The 18,361-nt window shown below is 57.2% G+C and carries 14 protein-coding genes; 7 read left to right on the top strand and 7 right to left on the bottom strand.

All coding sequences use genetic code 11. The annotated features are described in order from the left end of the window. Positions 1-30: 30 nt before the first annotated feature. Positions 31-1,377, bottom strand: a complete 1,347-nt coding sequence (locus ACUTQ5_RS21495; RefSeq protein ID WP_445652896.1) for an esterase-like activity of phytase family protein — start codon at positions 1,375-1,377, stop codon at positions 31-33. A gap of 76 nt (positions 1,378-1,453) precedes the next feature. After that, on the bottom strand, positions 1,454-2,653 hold the full coding sequence (locus ACUTQ5_RS21500) for a CynX/NimT family MFS transporter (RefSeq protein WP_445652897.1): 1,200 nt from the start codon (positions 2,651-2,653) through the stop codon (positions 1,454-1,456). A 126-nt stretch (positions 2,654-2,779) separates the two neighbouring features. Here ACUTQ5_RS21500 and ACUTQ5_RS21505 point away from each other — a divergent pair, with 126 nt between their 5' ends. After that, a complete protein-coding gene (locus tag ACUTQ5_RS21505) occupies positions 2,780-3,634 on the top strand; it encodes a LysR family transcriptional regulator (protein ID WP_445652898.1) in 855 nt (284 codons plus the stop codon). A gap of 53 nt (positions 3,635-3,687) precedes the next feature. On the opposite strand, the gene xylR is transcribed toward ACUTQ5_RS21505, so the two are convergent. From xylR to xylF, 4 genes are all read right to left on the bottom strand, one after another. Then, entirely contained in the window at positions 3,688-4,866 is a 1,179-nt protein-coding gene (xylR, locus tag ACUTQ5_RS21510) for a D-xylose utilization transcriptional activator XylR (protein ID WP_445652899.1), read from the bottom strand. A 221-nt stretch (positions 4,867-5,087) separates the two neighbouring features. After that, positions 5,088-6,272, bottom strand: a complete 1,185-nt coding sequence (gene xylH / locus ACUTQ5_RS21515) for a xylose ABC transporter permease XylH (RefSeq protein WP_445652900.1) — start codon at positions 6,270-6,272, stop codon at positions 5,088-5,090. Next, positions 6,250-7,791: a xylose ABC transporter ATP-binding protein gene (locus ACUTQ5_RS21520; protein WP_445652901.1), complete on the bottom strand. Its 1,542-nt coding sequence runs from the start codon at positions 7,789-7,791 to the stop codon at positions 6,250-6,252. The genes xylH and ACUTQ5_RS21520 overlap by 23 nt, the downstream gene beginning before the upstream one ends. 28 nt (positions 7,792-7,819) lie before the next feature. Beyond that, positions 7,820-8,815, bottom strand: coding sequence for a D-xylose ABC transporter substrate-binding protein (gene xylF, locus ACUTQ5_RS21525; protein ID WP_261096366.1), 996 nt, complete (start codon positions 8,813-8,815; stop codon positions 7,820-7,822). A 490-nt stretch (positions 8,816-9,305) separates the two neighbouring features. On the opposite strand from xylF, the gene xylA reads away from it, so the two are divergent. The 5 genes from xylA (at position 9,306) to ACUTQ5_RS21550 (ending at position 15,529) form a co-directional block, all read left to right on the top strand. Continuing rightward, positions 9,306-10,625 carry a xylose isomerase gene (gene xylA, locus ACUTQ5_RS21530; protein WP_445652902.1) on the top strand — a complete coding sequence of 440 codons (1,320 nt, stop codon included), beginning with the start codon at positions 9,306-9,308 and terminating at the stop codon, positions 10,623-10,625. Positions 10,626-10,795: 170 nt separating this feature from the next. Next, positions 10,796-12,247, top strand: coding sequence for a xylulokinase (xylB, locus tag ACUTQ5_RS21535; protein ID WP_445652903.1), 1,452 nt, complete (start codon positions 10,796-10,798; stop codon positions 12,245-12,247). Between the two features lie 309 nt (positions 12,248-12,556). Then, complete coding sequence (locus ACUTQ5_RS21540; protein ID WP_445652904.1) at positions 12,557-13,951, top strand: amidohydrolase family protein; 1,395 nt, start codon at positions 12,557-12,559, stop codon at positions 13,949-13,951. 100 nt (positions 13,952-14,051) lie between these two features. Next, on the top strand, positions 14,052-14,603 hold the full coding sequence (locus tag ACUTQ5_RS21545) for a cysteine hydrolase family protein (protein ID WP_445652905.1): 552 nt from the start codon (positions 14,052-14,054) through the stop codon (positions 14,601-14,603). A gap of 2 nt (positions 14,604-14,605) precedes the next feature. Next, on the top strand, positions 14,606-15,529 hold the full coding sequence (locus ACUTQ5_RS21550; protein WP_445652906.1) for a GlxA family transcriptional regulator: 924 nt from the start codon (positions 14,606-14,608) through the stop codon (positions 15,527-15,529). On the opposite strand, the gene ACUTQ5_RS21555 is transcribed toward ACUTQ5_RS21550, so the two are convergent. Continuing rightward, positions 15,524-16,516 (bottom strand): acyltransferase, encoded by a 993-nt coding sequence (locus tag ACUTQ5_RS21555; protein WP_445652907.1) that lies wholly within the window; start codon positions 16,514-16,516, stop codon positions 15,524-15,526. The genes ACUTQ5_RS21550 and ACUTQ5_RS21555 overlap by 6 nt on opposite strands. Before the next feature lie 417 nt (positions 16,517-16,933). Here ACUTQ5_RS21555 and ACUTQ5_RS21560 point away from each other — a divergent pair, with 417 nt between their 5' ends. After that, positions 16,934-18,181, top strand: a complete 1,248-nt coding sequence (locus ACUTQ5_RS21560; protein ID WP_445652908.1) for an MFS transporter — start codon at positions 16,934-16,936, stop codon at positions 18,179-18,181. Positions 18,182-18,361 lie beyond the last annotated feature (180 nt).

Genomic DNA, 18,361 nt, shown 5'->3' on the forward strand with positions numbered 1-18,361 from the left:
GCCCCCGGCATATGCCGGAGGCAGGTCGGGTTAAGGCTTCAGCAAGTCTTTCACATCCAGCAGGATAAACTCGTTTTCATCCGCCACATTCGGCTGGCGGCTGGAAGAGAACGGGAAGTTATTGTCGTTGCCGACGATAATATGGCTGCCATCCACCACGTCGACATTTTCAATGGTGAAGAACGGGAAGGTCAGCACGCCGTTATTCAGCGGTTTGCGCGCCAGCTTGTTTGGGTCCTGAATGTTCATCAGGTCAATATAGGCCAGTTTATCGACCAGTTTACCGACGTTGTCGTCAGAAAAAGCGATTTTGTATACTCGCTTGAACTTCGCCACCTGACTGAAGCAGTTGTCTGTAGGGGCACCCGCAGCGCAGGCTTTGTCCGCCGTGCCTTCGTTATTATCGCGCTCGATCACCAGGCCATGGGTGGCGTCGATCATATTAAAATCGCCGATAGCGTTCCGGTTGTCTTCCAACACATACTGCCAACTGCGGCCGGTCCAGGCCTGTTGTTTCACGTCAAATTCCAGCACCCGCAGATAGCGTTTACCATCGATGTTCTCGAATTTTTCACCGTCCCACAGCGCGCCTTCAAGCAACGGGTACAATTTGCTGCCATCCGGTGATGCCGCCATGCCTTCAAAACCTTTGGAACGTGCTACCTGGAAGTTCTGTTTGCCGTCCGGTGCACCCGGCAGGGTCAGCGTCGGGTTATCCGGCGACTTCACCACCTTGCCGTCGACCTTGGTATCGAACACCGCCAATACCTTACCGTTCAGATCGGCCTTAATCAGGTAGGGGCCGAACTCATCGCCAATCCACAGGGCATTGTCGGCAAACTGGAAGCTTTCCAGGTCAAAATCGCTGCCGGTCAGGTAACGTTTATCGGTGCTCTCATTGATGATATGGAAGGGGACATTTTTGTCCGGATCGTGCAGGAATACCGTTTTCAGCGGCGTCACCGTGCCGTTGTCGAAGTCGATTTTGTAGTGATTGAGGTACAGCATGGCGTCCGGTGAATTGGCCTTGCTGCCAAAACCGTTGTCGGTCAGCACCCAGTAGGTACCGTCGGGCATATGTTTGATGCCGGAATGGCCCTGCAAGGGTTGCCCGTTGATTGGCAGGCCAATACCGGTCATGCGATCGGCGGATTTACCCGCCACACTGCCCAGTTCGGTCACGCGTTTGCCGCTGGTGTATTTACCGCTTTGCTGTAAATCGGCGGGGGCATCCTGCGGTGCGGCAACGTTGGATTTCACCGCCAGTAACGCGTGCCCGGCCAGGGTTGCCTGCACCGGCTGAGCTTGCGCCCACAGGTTAGTGCTCAGCGCCATACAGCCGGCCAACAGAGCCAGGCGGGTTTTGGTTATGTGCATGTCTTGGTTCCCTTTTTGTTGTTATCACCCAGAAGTAAAAGCAACGTCACTATAGGGAACCGCAATGACAGTAATATTATTCGGCGAACGCCCGCCGGTAGCTGTGCGGATGGAAGCACCCGGTGATGGCGATCAGCACCACCACCAGCAGCGCATGGATTTGCCAATCCAGCACAAAGCCGCCGCTGTAATCACGCAACAGGCCAGAAATATAAGGCGTAGCCCCCGCCAGCAGGAATCCAATCCCCTGCATAAAGGCCACCAAGCGCCCCGCGGCCGCCGGGTGCGGAATATGATCGAGAGCCAGCACCAGGCACAGCGGGAAGGCGCCGCCCAGCCCCAGGCCGGAAACCAGCACCCACAACCACGGCAACGCCTCCGGCAGATAAATCAGGCCAATAAAGCCGATCAACTGCATGACTAATGCCAGCAATAATAACGGCCGTCGATCTACCGATCGCGCCAGCGCCGGCAACAGCAGCGCCCCGACGACCTGCCCGAAAGTCATCAGCGCCAACAGCGATCCGCTGGCCTGCGGCTGCCAGCCGAGCTGCATATAATACGGCGGCAGCCAGGCGATCAGGCTGGTATAGCCGCCATTGATCAAACCAAAATATGCGCCTAGCAACCAGGCTCGGCGGCTGAACCACAGGCTCGGCCCGGAGGAGGTTCCGGACGGTGTCAGGCGTGCCAGGCCGCGGCTGACCGGCCACCAGGCGATTAACGCCACCAGTGCAGGCACCGCCCACCAGGCCAATGCACTGTGCCAGTCATGGCCGACACTCATCAACCAGGGGGTCATCGCCGCCCCCAGACCACCACCGCCCATCAGAGCCGCCGACCACAGCCCGGCCACCAGTGCCATCTGCTTGAGAAAGTGATGTTTGATAATGCCGGGCATCACCGCCTGGATCACCCCAATCCCCAGTCCACCCAACACCGCACTCAGCAGCAATTGCGTGCTGCCCGGTGCCAGTTCACGCCAGGCGGCCCCCAGGCCAATGGCCAACAGGCTCAGCACTACGCTGGTACGCTCGTCGAACAGGCGGTTGATCGCCCCACCCGCCAGCGCCATCAACCCCATCATCAGTACCGGCAAGGTGGTCAGCAGCGCCGCGCCGCCAAAACTCAGTCCGGTGGCCTGCCGCAACGTCGGCAACAACGGGCCGATCGAGGTCAACAGCGGCCGCATATTCAGGCCAATCAGCACCAGCGCCCACAGCAGGGGGTTGAACCAGCGGCGTAAGAAAAGGGGAGCAACAAATTGATTTAACACGGTCTATTCCTGAACTGCCGGGATGAAGAGTGCGGGGTCACAGAGTAGCGGCCGCAACGTTGCCTTACTCTAGGCCTCCCCGTTAGTATTGGGAAATTAAATAACAAAATAGCCAACAGTGGAAAAATGAATCGTTACCCGATGTTCAATCCGCAGCTACTGCTCAGCTTTGTCGCAGTATGCGACAGCAACAGCTTCACTCGCGCCGCAGAACGGGTGTTCTTGTCACAGTCGACCGTCAGTCAACAGGTACGCCGGTTGGAAGAAATGCTGGGTAAACCCCTGTTCGAACGTTCGTCTCATCAGGTATTGCTGACCGAGGAAGGCGTCAAGCTGTTGAGCTATGCGCGGCGCATCATAGCGCTGAATGAAGAGGCGCACGACGCCTTGACCGGCATCTGGCGCGACGGGGTATTGCGGCTAGGTATGCCGGAGGATTTCGCGGTGCCGACCACCGGGCTGCTGGCGGAATTTAGCCGGGCGCATCCACATCTGCGGTTGGACGTCACCAGCGGCCTGAGCGCCGATCTGCACAGCGCCTACGCCCGCGAAGAACTGGATCTGATCTTGGTTAAACAACGCCGCAGCCAGCCGCCGCGCGCCGCCAGGCCGGAACCGCTGCTGTGGCTGGACAGCCAGGCCTTTCCGGCGATCGAACAATCCCCGGTACCGCTGGCGGTGTTCCCGCTCAATGGGTTATATCGCGATGATTTGTGTCAGGCGCTGGATAACCTCGGCAAGCGCTGGCGTATTGGCTACAGCAGTGCCAGTCTGGCCGCACTCACCGCCGCGTCTGCCGCCGGGCTGGGCGTCACCCTGCTGCCGGCCAGTTGCCGCTTGCCCAGCCACAGGGTATTGGGCAACGCTGAAGGTTTACCGCCGATCGACAACATTGAGCTGGCGCTGTATTACCGCGACAGCGCCCCCGCCGCTACGCCCGCGCTGGCCGAACGGCTAAAGGCGTTTTGTGGGTTGGTGTGAGGAAATCTGTAGCTTGATTAGCTACATATGTAGCCATAACGGCCACACCCGCCCTAATACCCAACCTCGCCATAACGCCCACGGTAGTCTTTGGGGGTCATGTCATAGCCCTTCTTGAACACCGAATAAAAATACTGCAGTGACGGGTAGCCACACATCTGTGAAATCTCGTTGATGGTCAACGAGGTAGCCGTCAACAGGTTGCGAGCGCGATCCAGCTTTTCCTGATGGATCACATGATGGATAGTTTCGCCAGTCTCATCCCTGAAGCGTTTTTCCAGATTGGAACGCGACAGGCCGATCGCATCCAGCACCTGCTCGACCTTGATGCCCTTGCAGGCGTGATGGCGGATGTAATGCATCGCCTGAATCACCGCCGGATCACGCAACGAGCGGAAATCGGTAGAACGGCGTTCAATCACCTTCACCGGCGGCACCAGAATGCGCTGAAGCGGCAGTTCACGGCGATCGAGCAGTTGGTGCAGCAGCTTGGCGGCGCGGTACCCCATCTGGCGGGTACCCTGCGCCACCGAAGACAGCGCAACCCGCGACAGGTAACGCGTCAGTTCTTCATTGTCGATGCCAATCACGCACAGCTTTTCCGGCACTGCGATATCCAGATGTTCGCACACCTGCAGCAAATGGCGTGCCCGCGCATCAGTCACCGCGATAATGCCGGTCTGCTGCGGCAGGGTCTGCACCCAGTCCGCCAAGCGGTTCTGCGCGTATTGCCAGTTATCCGGCGCGGTGGCTATGCCCTGATACACCACGCCCTGATACTGCTCCAGCGCGACCCGCTGGCGGAAAGCATGCTCACGCTCCTGTGCCCAACGCTTGCCGCCCTCGCTGGGTAAGCCGTAGAAGGCAAAACGATTAATGCCTTTTTCTTTCAGGTGACTGAATGCCGCTTCCACCAGCGCCTTATTGTCGGTGGCAATGTAATGCACCGGCGGATAATCCTCGTCACGGTGATAAGAGCCACCCACCCCGACAATAGGTACCCGGACGTTATGCAGCAGTTGCTCGATGGCACCATCATCGAAATCGGCGATCACCCCATCGCCCAGCCAGTCCTTGATGTTGTCGATACGGCAGCGAAAATCCTCTTCGATAAAGATGTCCCAATCACATTGCGAAGCCTGTAAATACTCGCCTACGCCCTCGACCACCTGGCGGTCGTACACTTTATTGGCGTTGAACAGCAAGGTAATGCGAAAGCGCTTTTCGAACATGGGCATCCCCGGTAAGTTGACTGCTCTCTGGGATAGCACAACCTCTCGGTGGGAGCAGCAGGCATCACCTCATAACTGTGAGCTCAAGCGCTATATCCAAAATAATTGAAGTTGTATCAAGGCGGCAAAGGAACTCATTCCGATGAGCTTACTAAAGTAAGTGATTCGGGTGAGTGAGTACAACCAACACAGATGCAGCTTCAAGTATGAAGGATATCTTCTTATGCCCGACGCTTGGTGGCGGAGTCCATCCACACCGCCAGTAGCAAAATGGCGCCCTTGACGATGTACTGCCAGAAGGTCGGCACGTCCAGCATGCTCATGCCGTTGTCCAGCGACGCCATAATGAATGCGCCCATCACCGCACCGGCCACGCTGCCGATGCCCCCGGCCAGGCTGGTGCCGCCAATCACGCAGGCGGCGATGGCGTCCAGCTCGGCAATATTGCCCGCCGAAGGCGAACCGGCACCCAGGCGCGAGCTGAGGATCAACCCGGCAATCGCCACCATCAGGCCATTGATGGCGAACACCGCCAGCTTGGTGCGTTCGACGTTAACCCCCGACAGGCGCGCGGCATCGATATTGCCGCCAATGGCGTAGATCCGGCGGCCAAAAGCGGTGCGAGTGGCCATAAATATCCCCGCCAACATCAGTGCGGTGAGGATCAACACCGGTGTCGGTACCCCGCGGTAATCATTGAGCAAATAGATGGCCCCGAGCACCACCACCGCCAGGATACTTTGCCGGGTCACATCGCCGGTCGCCGCGGCCACCGGCAACCCAAGCTGCGCACGCCGACTGCGCCTCCGCCACTGCCAGGCGACAAACAGCATCAACCCAACGGCACCGATGCCAAAACCCAGGCCGTTCGGCAAATAGCTCTGGCCAATTTGCGACATCGCCCCGCTGGTCGGCGCGACCGTGGTGCCATTGGTGATGCCGATCAGGATGCCGCGAAAGGCCAGCATCCCCGCCAGGGTGACAATAAACGACGGAACCTTGCGATAGGCGACCCACCAACCGTTCCAGGCCCCCAACAGCAGACCGGCCAGCAGCGTCACCACGATGGTCAGCGGCAGTGGCCAACCCAGCCAGACGTCAAAAATCGCCGCCGCACCACCCAGCAAGCCCATCATTGAACCGACCGACAGATCGATTTCTGCCGAAACAATCACGAATACCATGCCGACCGCCAAAATGCCGGTGATCGCCGTCTGGCGCAGCAGGTTGGAAATATTACGCGCGCTGAGATAGGCCCCTTCGGTGGTAAAGGTAAAGAACAGCATAATGACGACTATCGCCGCCAACATCACAAACACCTGCAAGTTGATGGATTTTAGTTTCACTATGGTTTTTTTCTCCACCATTGCCGGCACGATCGCTTCAGACTGTGTGTTTTTCGACATCTGTTTCACTCCTCAATGCGGCTTCCATCACCTGTTCCTGGGTCAGACCCTGGTTGACTAACGAAGCCTTGATACGCCCCTGGTGCATCACCAATACCCGATCGCTTAATCCCAACACTTCAGGCAGCTCCGAAGACACCACGATCACCGAAATGCCCTGCTGGACCAGCTGATTGATTAACTTATAGATTTCGTGTTTGGCACCGATATCGATACCGCGCGTCGGTTCATCCAGAATGAGAATTTTCGGTTGCAACAGCAGGCATTTGGCGAGTATGGCCTTCTGCTGGTTACCGCCACTCAGCCGGGCTATTGCCAGTTCGGGCGAGGAAGTCTTCACTTTTAACTCCGCCAGCGATTGACGAATGGTCGCCTGTTCCCAGGCATCATCAATCACCGTCAGCACACCGCTAAAATCGCTCAGCGCCGCCAACGTCATGTTGGCCCCTACCCCCATCACCGGCACGATGCCATCACGCTTGCGATCTTCCGGCACCATGGCGATGCCATATCGCATCGCCTGGCGGCAATTGTTGATGATGGCTGGCTGGCCATTGAGGCTAATGCTCCCCTGCCAACGGCCAGGGTAGACGCCGAACAGGCACTGCATGGTTTCGGTGCGCCCGGAGCCGACCAGCCCGGCGACACCGAGAATTTCGCCGCGCCGCAGGCTGAATGAGACATCGTCCACCCGACGAACGTGTCGGTTCACCGGGTGCCAGGCGGTGAGATTATCCACCTGCAGGATCACCTCGCCGATATCATGCTGTTGCTGCGGATAGAGCTCGGTTAATTCGCGCCCAACCATCATGGCGATAATGTCGTCCTCGCTCATTTCCGCTGCCGAGCGCGTACCTATATGCTTGCCGTCGCGGATCACGCAGATCAGATCCGAGATCGCCTTCACCTCATTGAGCTTGTGCGAAATGTAAATGCAGGCGATGCCGTGATCGCGCAGATCCTCGATGATCGCCAGCAGCGTAGCGGTTTCACTTTCGGTCAGCGACGCTGTCGGCTCATCGAGCACCAGCAGCCGCACCTGCTTGTTCAGCGCCTTGGCAATCTCCACCAGCTGCTGCTGCCCCAGACCCAGTTCGCCGATGGGGGTGTTGGGATCCACCTCCAGCTTGACCTGTGCCAGCATCCGTCGGCAGCGCAGATACATGGCGTCATAATCCATTACGCCGTACCGGCGCCATTCATTGCCGAGAAACATGTTTTCCAACACCGTCATCTGCTTCACCAACGCCAGCTCCTGATGAATGATGGCGATGCCTTTTTGCTCGGTATCGCGAATATTTTTCGCCGCTAATAAATCATCAGAGAAATAAATATCGCCCTGATAACTGCCGTGCGGATATATACCGCACAGCACTTTCATCAGGGTGGATTTTCCCGAACCGTTTTCACCACACAGCGATAATACCTGGCCTGCCTCTAACTTCAGGCTGACATTATCTACCGCCTTGACCACACCGAACTGCATGGTGATATTTTTCATTTCTAATAGGCTGGGCATTATTCCCCCGTATTACCGGTTAGCGGAATTAATTAATCTCGGATTTTTTGTGGAAACCGTCGGCAACAATGGTGCTGTCGATATTCGATTTATCGACCTGAATAGGGGTTAATAACCAGGATGGTACGTCTTTGCTGCCGTTATTTAATGTGGCGTTGGCCTTCGGCTGTTCACCCTTGCCCAGTTGCACCGCGATGCCCGCCGCCTCGTCGGCCAGCTTGCTGATCGGCTTATACACCGTCATGGTCTGGGTACCGGCGACAATACGCTTCACCGCAGCCAAATCGGCATCCTGACCGGAAATAGCCACCTTACCCGCCAGACCCTGCGCGGCCAGCGCCTGGATCGCGCCACCGGCGGTGGCATCGTTGGAAGCCACTACCGCATCTATCTTGTTATTGTTGGCGGTCAGCGCATTTTCCATGATTTTTAATGCGTTTTCCGGCAACCATCCGTCGACCCACTGATCGCCCACCACCTTGATTTTCCCACCATCGATCAGCGGCTGCAGCACCTTCATCTGGCCCTGGCGGAACAGCTTGGCGTTGTTATCCACCGGCGAGCCGCCCATCAGGAAATAATTGCCCTGCGGCACCCGTTGCACCAGGCTTTGCGCCTGCAGCTCCCCAACCTTTTCATTATCAAAGGAGATGTAAAAATCGATATCGGCATTATTGATCATGCGATCATAAGCCAGTACCTTTATGCCTTCCCGTTTGGCCTCGCTAATGACGTTGCTCAATACCTTGCCGTTGTAGGGAATAATTACCAGCACGTCGACGCCACGGTTGATCATGTTTTCAATCTGCGCCATTTGGGTTTCTTCATTGCCATTGGCCGACTGAACAAACACATCTGCCCCCAGCGCTTTGGCTTTGCTGACGAAGATATCGCGGTCTTTTTGCCAGCGTTCCAGGCGCAGGTCGTCGATCGCCATGCCGATTTTGACTTCTTTACTAAACGCCGGTTGGCTGGCCAGCGCCAGCAGCGCGCAGACCGAAAGGAACACAGGTTTGAATTTCATCTTATATACCTTTGTTATTTAATATATATACCCTATGAATTTCAAGCTGCAGCTAGGCGGCCAGCTCGCTCATCTTCAGGCGCTTACTTGAGTAAGTAACTGAAGTGAGCGAGTGCAGCTAACAACGCTGCAACTTGAAAGGCGACAGGTAAGGGGCAATAATTGAAACAGACTCGTAGTGCAACTTAGAGCGGATTGTTATCGGTTATTTAATATTCAGCAATTACTGATTTTTACCGGCCAATTATGATTTTTGGTTTAATGTTGTTTTTATGATGGCGGTCATGCTTTCACGCTGAAAAACAGCAGGTCGACAAATAAAAATGAATTAAGCCTTAAATAAACTGCGGTTAATAACCGATTATGAGATCTGTCGCACATTTAATAATTCTGTGAATTTAACTGTGAAATAACGTAATTGAGCAGCCCGTCGCAAACTCCGAAGATAAAACCATCCCGTAAACCGGGCATTGCTACCCAGGAGTCGATAATGCAATCTTATTTTGATCAGCTTGAGCAAGTGCGCTACGAAGGCCCCACCAGTAATAATCCTCTGGCCTTTCATCACTACAATCCGGATGAACTGGTGCTCGGCAAGCGCATGGCGGAGCACCTGCGCTTTGCCGCCTGCTACTGGCACACCTTCTGCTGGAACGGTGCGGACATGTTCGGCGTCGGCTCGTTCGATCGCCCCTGGCAGCAGCCGGGCGACGCGCTGACGTTGGCCAAACGTAAAGCCGACGTGGCGTTCGAGTTTTTCCACAAGCTGAACGTCCCCTATTACTGCTTCCATGATGTCGATGTCTCGCCGGAAGGCGCATCACTGAAAGAGTATCTGCACAACTTCGCAGAGATGACCGACGTACTGGAAGAAAAACAGCACAGCAGCGGCGTGAAACTGCTGTGGGGCACCGCCAACTGCTTCACCCATCCGCGTTACGGCGCCGGTGCGGCCACCAATCCGGATCCGGAAGTCTTCAGTTGGGCGGCCACCCAGGTGTTCACCGCCATGAACGCCACCCAGCGCCTGGGCGGTGAAAACTACGTGTTGTGGGGCGGCCGTGAAGGCTATGAAACCTTACTCAATACCGATCTGCGCCAGGAACGTGAGCAAATTGGTCGCTTTATGCAGATGGTGGTGGAGCACAAGCACAAAACCGGTTTCCAGGGCACCTTGCTGATCGAGCCCAAACCCCAAGAGCCAACCAAGCACCAATACGATTACGACGTCGCCACCGTTTACGGCTTCCTCAAGCAGTTCGGTCTGGAAAAAGAGATCAAGGTGAATATCGAAGCCAACCACGCCACGCTGGCAGGTCACTCGTTCCACCATGAGATCGCCACCGCCATTGCGCTCGGCATCTTTGGTTCCGTCGATGCCAACCGGGGCGACCCCCAGTTGGGCTGGGATACCGACCAGTTCCCGATCAGCGTGGAAGAGAACGCGCTGGTGATGTTCGAAATTCTCAAGGCCGGGGGCTTTACCACCGGCGGGCTTAACTTCGATGCCAAGGTGCGACGTCAAAGCACCGACAAATACGACCTGTTCTATGGCCATATTGGGGCTATGGATACCATGGCGCTGGCGCTGAAGGTCGCGGCAAAAATGGTGACCGACGGCCAGTTGCATCAGCAAGTGTCAAAACGCTATGCCGGCTGGAATGGTGAATTGGGCCAGCAAATTTTGCAGGGCAAACTGTCGCTCGAGGCGCTGGCACAGTACGCTGAAGGGCATGCACTGGCGCCACAGCACGTCAGCGGCCGCCAGGAACAGCTCGAAAACCTGATGAACCGCTATCTGTTCGGCTAACGATACCCAAAATAATTCGAGTTGCATCAAGGCGGCAACCAAGCGTATCCCCGGGAGCGTACAGCCAGTACGTGACAGAGGTACGCGCAGGCAGCCAACACTGATGCAGCTTGAAGTATGAAGAGTATAACCCCGTGCGGCACTGCGCCGCGCTTTTAAGGATCTTTTCCATGTATATCGGCATCGACCTCGGCACGTCCGGCGTAAAAGTCATTTTGCTCAGTGAGCAGGGCCAATTGCTCGCCAGCCACGGTGAGTCGCTGCCCATCTCCCGCCCGCATCCCTTATGGTCAGAGCAGGCCCCGCAAGACTGGTGGCACGCCACCGATCGCGCCATGCTGGCGCTGGGCAAACAACACAGCCTGCAACAGGTGAAGGCCATCGGTCTCAGCGGCCAGATGCACGGCGCCACCCTGTTGGACGCACGGCAACAGGTGCTACGCCCGGCCATTTTGTGGAATGACGGCAGAAGTGGCACGCAATGCCAGGCGTTGGAACAGGCGGTGCCGCAATCGCGGCAAATTACCGGCAACCTGATGATGCCGGGCTTCACCGCCCCTAAACTGCTGTGGGTGAAACAACATGAACCCCAGGTGTTTGAGCGCATCGATAAAGTGCTGTTACCCAAAGATTATTTACGCTGGTGCATCACCGGCGACTTCGCCAGCGACATGTCGGACGCCGCCGGTACCGGCTGGCTAAACGTGGCACAGCGCGACTGGGGCGACGAGATGCTGGCCGCCTGCGGCCTGACCCGCCGCCAGATGCCGCAACTGTTCGAGGGTAATCAGGTCACCGGTCAAATCCATACCGAACTGGCCCGGCGCTGGGGCATGTCACCAGTACCTGTCGTGGCCGGTGGCGGCGATAATGCCGCCGGGGCGATCGGTGTGGGGCTATATCAGGCTGGCCGGGCAATGCTGTCGCTCGGTACCTCGGGGGTTTATTTTGCCGTCAGCGACGGCTTTCTCAGCAATCCGGCCAGCGCGGTGCACAGCTTCTGCCATGCGCTGCCCGACACCTGGCACCTGATGTCGGTGACCCTCAGCGCCGCCTCCTGTCTGGACTGGGTTTGCAAACTGACTAACGTCGAAGACGTCGCCACCCTGCTGCGCAATGTCGAACAGGCTCCCCCGGCGGCGGCTTCGCTGTGGTTTCTGCCCTACCTGTCCGGCGAACGGACGCCGCATAACAATCCGAACGCCAAGGGGGCATTCTGGGGCCTCACCCACCAACATGGACCGAACGATCTGGCTCGTGCGGTGCTGGAAGGCGTAGGTTTCGCTCTGGCAGAGGGCATAGACGTGCTGCACGCCAGCGGGCTACAGCCCTCCAGCATCACCCTGATTGGCGGCGGTGCGCGTAGCCCGTTCTGGCGGCAAATGCTGGCGGATATCAGCGGTCAACGACTGGAATACCGCACCGGCGGCGACGTCGGCCCGGCGCTGGGGGCCGCGCGGCTGGCGCAGATCGCCATGAATCCGCAGCGTTCACTCGGCGAACTGCTGCCTGAGTTGCCGCTGGAACAGGTACATACCCCGAATGCCGAGCGCCATCAGCAATACGCAGAACAACGCAACACCTTCCGCGAACTCTATACTCGCTTGTTGCCGCTGATGTAATACCAGAGGGGGCATTAGCCATGTCCCCTCAGACTGATGACAAACCTCATTCCTGCCCAGAGCGAGTCGAGGCCGATAAATAAAAATCAGGAAAATCAATTTATTGCTTTTCGGCTGGTCACCACAAAGCAGGAAAAAACACGTTTTTTCCTGCTTTGTCAGCAACCTAAGGGGGCATTAGCCATACCCCCTTATTATTGCGAAATCGAATAGTCGCCAGTGGCAAATGTCACTGCCAACCCGTCGGCTCCTCTCCTAAATTGGTGGCTGTCTTTTGACGCACTTCACCTCTGGATTAAGGAACTGAACGTGGAAAAAAACCAACAACAAAGCCGCAGAGCTTTCCTCAGCCAAACTGGCAAAATTACCACTGCCTGCGCGGTGATCGGCCTGACCGGCGGCATGGCGCAGGCCGCCGTACCCACCGGCAGCCCTTGTTTACCGGAGGCCCAACCCATGACCCTGACCGACAGCCACTACTGGCTGAGCGATGTGCGGCTGGAAGAGGGTTTCGAGTACGATGGCGACACGGTGATCGGCACCCGCACCGCGCTCTATCAGCTTGAAATCAAAAACGGCAAGATTGCGGCTATCCACCCGAAGGATGCAGCGGCCCCCGCCGGTGTACCGCGCTATCAGGCACAGGGTCAGTTGCTGTTACCGGCATTTCGCGACATGCATATCCATCTGGATAAAACCTTTTACAGCGGCCCATGGCAGGCACCACGCCCACGCCAGGGCAAAACCATCATGGACATGATCGCGCTGGAACAAACATTAATCCCCAAACTGTTGCCCACCTCGCAACAGCGCGCAGAAAACCTGATCGCCCTGTTGCAATCCAAAGGCAGCACCGTGGCACGCAGCCACTGCAATATCGATCCGGTCAGCGGGCTGAAAAGCCTGGAACACCTGCAACGGGCACTGGAAAAGCATCAGGCGGACTTCAGTTGTGAAATAGTCGCCTTCCCGCAGCACGGGCTGCTGCATTCCAAAGTCGAGGGTTTGATGCGCGAAGCCATGCAGATGGGGGTGCAATACGTTGGCGGGCTGGATCCGACCAATGTCGACGGGGCGATGGAACAGTCGTTGGATGCCATGTTCCAGATTGCACTCGATACCGGCAAAGGCGTCGATATCCACCTGCACGAAACCAGCCCGGCCGGGGTGGCCGCCATCAACTACATGATTACTACCGTAGAAAAGAGCCCTTCGCTGCGCGGCAAAGTCACCATCAGCCATGCCTTTGCCCTGACCGCGCTGAACCCGAATGAATTAGAGGAAACCGCCACCCGGCTGGCGGCACAGCAAATCACCATCGCTTCGACGGTGCCGATTGGTGGGCTGATGATGCCACTGCCGCAGCTCAGTGAGAAAGGGGTATTTGTGATGACCGGAACCGACAGCGTGATTGACCATTGGTCCCCGTTCGGCACCGGCGACATTCTGGAAAAAGCCAACCTTTACGCCCAGCTGTATCGGGGTTCCGACGAGTTCCATCTGTCACGCGCCATGGCGATTTCCACCGGCGGGGTGCTGCCGCTGAATGACAAAGGCCAACGGGTGTGGCCCAAAGCCGGGGACAGCGCGGAATTCGTGCTGATCGACGCCAGTTGCTCCGCCGAAGCGGTAGCCCGTCTGCCGACGCGCCGCACCACCTTCCATCAAGGGCGGCTGGTGGCCGGTCAGGTTGGCAAAGCCTGATATAGGTCCGCTAATGCCACCATGATGGCCGTTTTTGGCCTTCTTCCCAGCAGGATAACGGCTCAGTATGGCGTTATACCTAATTGGCGGAGGGCCGAAAATGTCACATAGCGCGTTATTGATCATCGATGTTCAACAATCATTTCAGCATCGTCCATTCTGGCAAGAGCAGGATCTCCCCGCTTTCCAACAGGCGTTGACGCGGTTGATTGCAGGCTGCCGTCAGCAGGGTGTAGCTCTGGTTGATGTATTCCATGTGTCGCCAGAGGGGCCATTTTCTTTGGCGTCCGGCTGGGTAAAGCGCCTGCCGTTCCTCGACCATCAGGCCGATGTCACCGTACACAAACAGGTGCATAACGCGTTGACCGAATCCGGCCTGGACGCCTGGCTGAGCCAACGGGATATCAATCATTTGATTATCTCCGGCATTCGTACCGAACAATGCTGCGAAACCACCACCCGGGTGGCGGCCGATCTCGGCTACCGGGTGACTTTCGTGACCGAGGCCACGCTGACTTTCCCGATGCAGCATCCCGACGGAGAAGTCTTTACCACCGAACAACTCAAGCGGCATACTGAGACGGTGCTGGTCGACCGCTTCGCCCGCATCGCCAGCGTGGATGAGGCTCTGGCGCAACTCTCACAGGAGTAACCATGCAGCAGGCCGTCTACTTTCTGATGCTGCCCCAGGTGCTGTCGCTGGACGTCAGCGGCCCGGCCGAAACCCTGCGTCTGGCCGGGCAGTTCAGTCTGCACTACATCAGCCCAGTGCCGCAGGTTACCTGCTCGGTTGGCATGACGTTGAGTCAGCTCCAGCCGCTGCCTGACCGGCTGGAAGACGGCGCTATTTTAGTGGTGCCGGGCGTCAGTGATTCGCAACATTTCTTCGCCAATGCGCCGGCCGAACAGGCCCGCCGCTGGCTGGCAGCGCTGCAACCCGACCTGCAACAGCAACGTATCACGCTGGTCTGTGTCTGTTCCGGCGCCCTGCTGGCAGCACAGGCCGGTTTGCTCGACGGTTACCAGTGCACCACCCATCACGACGTGCTCGAACGCATGCGCCAGCAGGCCCCGGCAGCGCAGGTGAAAGAAAACCGCATCTTTGTTGAAGACCGCAGCGTTTACACCAGCGCCGGCATCACTGCCGGTATCGATCTGGCACTGCACCTGATTAATCGCCAATGCGGTGCTACCCGGGCGATGGAGATTGCCAGGGAAATGGTGGTGTATTTTCGCCGTTCCGGCGACGACCCGCAGCTTTCGCCCTGGCTCCGCTACCGAAACCATCTGCACCCGGCAGTACACCGGGCGCAAGACGTGATGGCTGCCGAACCGGAAGCGGAATGGTCGGTGCCGCAGGTGGCGGAAAAGGCTCACGTCAGCAGTCGCCATCTGGCGCGGCTATTCCGCAGCCATGTTGGTATCAGCGTGCGTGAGTACCATGAGCAACTACGGCTGGCAGTGGCGCAGCAGCGTCTGCAGCAAGGCTATGGGCTGGAGAAAGCGGCGTTGGCCGCGGGGTTTTCCTCTGGCCGCCAACTGCGCCGCGCCCAGCTGCGCGGCTCAAGCGGATTATGACACCAGCCGCCGAGAGTCTATTTTCTGCAGGCCTATCGACAGCAGCAGGCTAAGCGCCAGCGCCACGCCGAACACCCAGAAGATATCCAGCAACGGATGAGATGTCAGTTCCAGGTGCCGGTTGCGCATAAAGTTAACGATAATGGCGTGAAAACCGTAGATTGCCAGCGAATGTCGGGAAAAAATGCCCAACCAGCCAATCGGCTCCGGCAGGCAATTTTTAAACCAGATAACCAGCGATACCGCCGCGATAAACACCAGCGGGCCGCAGTAAATGTAATAGGTATCGGCAAAGTTGCCGTTAATGAACATCTGGCTTTTGGTGCCGTGAATAATCAACGCCACGCAGGACACAAAACCAAACGCCGCCAGCCCACTGACGCCACGTCCCTGAGTGTCCATCATGCCAATCGCCCGTCCGGCCAACGCATACAGCAGGTAATAGAAGGTATCGCCGTAAATATACAGATTTACCGGTAGCAGGTGCGCGTTGCCCAGGGTCAGCGAGTGGGTATTGGGGTTGGCGATCACCGCCAGGATCACCAGCACAGCGGCCAGATAGCGGCGCGATACCGGTTTGACGCTGACCAGCGGCGACAGCAAGTAAATGACCGCAATCGCATAGAAGAACCACAGGTGATAGAACACCGGCTTCAGTAGCATGCCGCGCAGCGAAGGCCAGAAGCCGATTTTGGTGAACGTCGCGATATAGATCAACGCGATGGTGCTGTAGAACAAGATGCAACAGCCAATGCGGATGAAATGTTTCTTACCAGCGCTTTTCTCGCCGAAAAACAGGTAGCCGGAAATCATGAAAAACAGCGGCACCGAGACGCGTGACAGCGAGTTCAGCACGTTGGCGATATCCCAGTTGTGTTCCCCCACCGCCACCCCGCTGGTGACGTAATAGGTAGTTGCGTGGATCATCACCACCATCATGCACGCCACCGCACGCAAGTTATCTATCCAGCCAATTTTATTACTCAAAAGGTCGCCCGCAATATTGTCATCTTCGTCTGTTATATACCCTATAGCTTTCAAGTTGCAGCTAGGCGACCAACTCGCTCATCCCCGGGCACTTACACAAGATCGTCCCTGGGGTGAGCGACAAATCTGTCGGGAACAGATTTGAACGCGCGATCAGCGGCCCTGAAAGGGCAAGAACCCTGGATGGGCCTTGTAAGCAGGTAACAACGCTGCAGCTTGAAAGATGACGGGTATAAAGAGGTTAACTAGCCAAAGTGTGGGTGGCAACCCTGATGGGCAATATCAGAATGTGCTGAAACCACACCGGATGATTGCCAAGGTGAACAATTGGCGGCAAAATAGCCGCCACAACTCGCTCAGATAGCGCTCCCCGCCCTGACAGTTCCTTATTTCTTCTTTACTTTCAGTACGATAACTATGAAAACAACATTACCACCTGCGGCTCGCTTGGGTCGACAGGCGCTTTTATTCCCTCTTTGTCTGGTGCTGTTCGAATTTGCCACCTATATCGGCAACGATATGATCCAACCTGGCATGTTGGCGGTAGTGGCAGATTTCAACGCCGGTGAAGAGTGGGTGCCAACCTCAATGACCGCCTATCTGGCCGGCGGTATTTTCCTGCAGTGGCTGCTGGGGCCGTTGTCGGATCGCCGTGGCCGTCGCCCGGTGATGTTGGCCGGTGTGGCGTTCTTTATCGTCTCCTGCCTGGCGATTTTGCTGGTGACTAACATCGAGCAATTTATCTTTATGCGTTTCCTGCAGGGGATTGGCCTGTGCTTTATCGGCGCGGTCGGCTACGCCACGATACAGGAATCCTTTGAGGAATCGGTGTGCATAAAAATCACCGCGCTGATGGCCAACGTGGCGCTGATCGCCCCGCTGCTCGGGCCATTGGCCGGTGCTGCGTTGATCCACGTCGCGCCGTGGCAGAGCATGTTCGTGTTGTTCGCTGCGCTGGCGGCCTTTGCCTTCTATGGCCTGTGGAAAGCGATGCCGGAAACCGCGACGCTACAGGGTGATAAATTTTCGGCCGCCAACTTGTGGCGCGACTATCGCCAGGTGCTGTCGAACCGCCGCTTTATCTGCGGGGCACTGGCCATTGGCTTCGCCAGCCTGCCGCTGCTGGCCTGGATTGCCCAATCACCGGTGATCCTGATCAGCGGCGAGTCGCTGTCGACGCTCGATTACGGCCTGTTGCAAATTCCGGTGTTCGGTGCGCTGATCCTCGGCAACCTGACGCTGGCGCGTTTGACCGGTAAAAACAGCGTACAACGCCTAATCAAACTGGGCGCAGGGCCAATGATGCTGGGGCTGTTGATCGCGGCACTGGCGACGCTGTTCTCAAGCCACGCCTACCTGTGGATGACCGCAGGCCTGAGCCTGTACGCCTACGGTATCGGACTGGCCAATGCCGGGCTGGTTCGCCTGACGTTGTTTTCAAGCTCCGTCAGCAAAGGCACGGTTTCCGCCACCATGGGCATGCTGAGCATGATGGTGTTCACCGTCGGTATCGAGCTGACAAAAGTGGCCTACGTGTGGGGCGGCAGCGGATTGTTCAATTTGTTCAACCTGATTAGCGGCCTGTGCTGGCTGGCGCTGGTGGCGCTGTTCCTCAGCAAACGCCGCAGCGGCGACGCAACGCCTGCGCCTAACCAAGCGCGGTAACGACAAACGGGGCTAACGCCCTAATGCTTGTCAGTTAAGCCTGACTGGCATTTCTTATCCAATCCCTGTGCGCTCCGTGCAGGAGGAATTGCCGTAAATATCCCGCATTTCTCTGCTACTGCCATGAACGGCAATTGGAGGGGCCGAAGGCGCGGCCCCTCCACCCGCGCCCTCGCTTAA

The sequence above is a fragment of the Serratia sp. NA_112.1 genome (assembly GCF_052691715.1).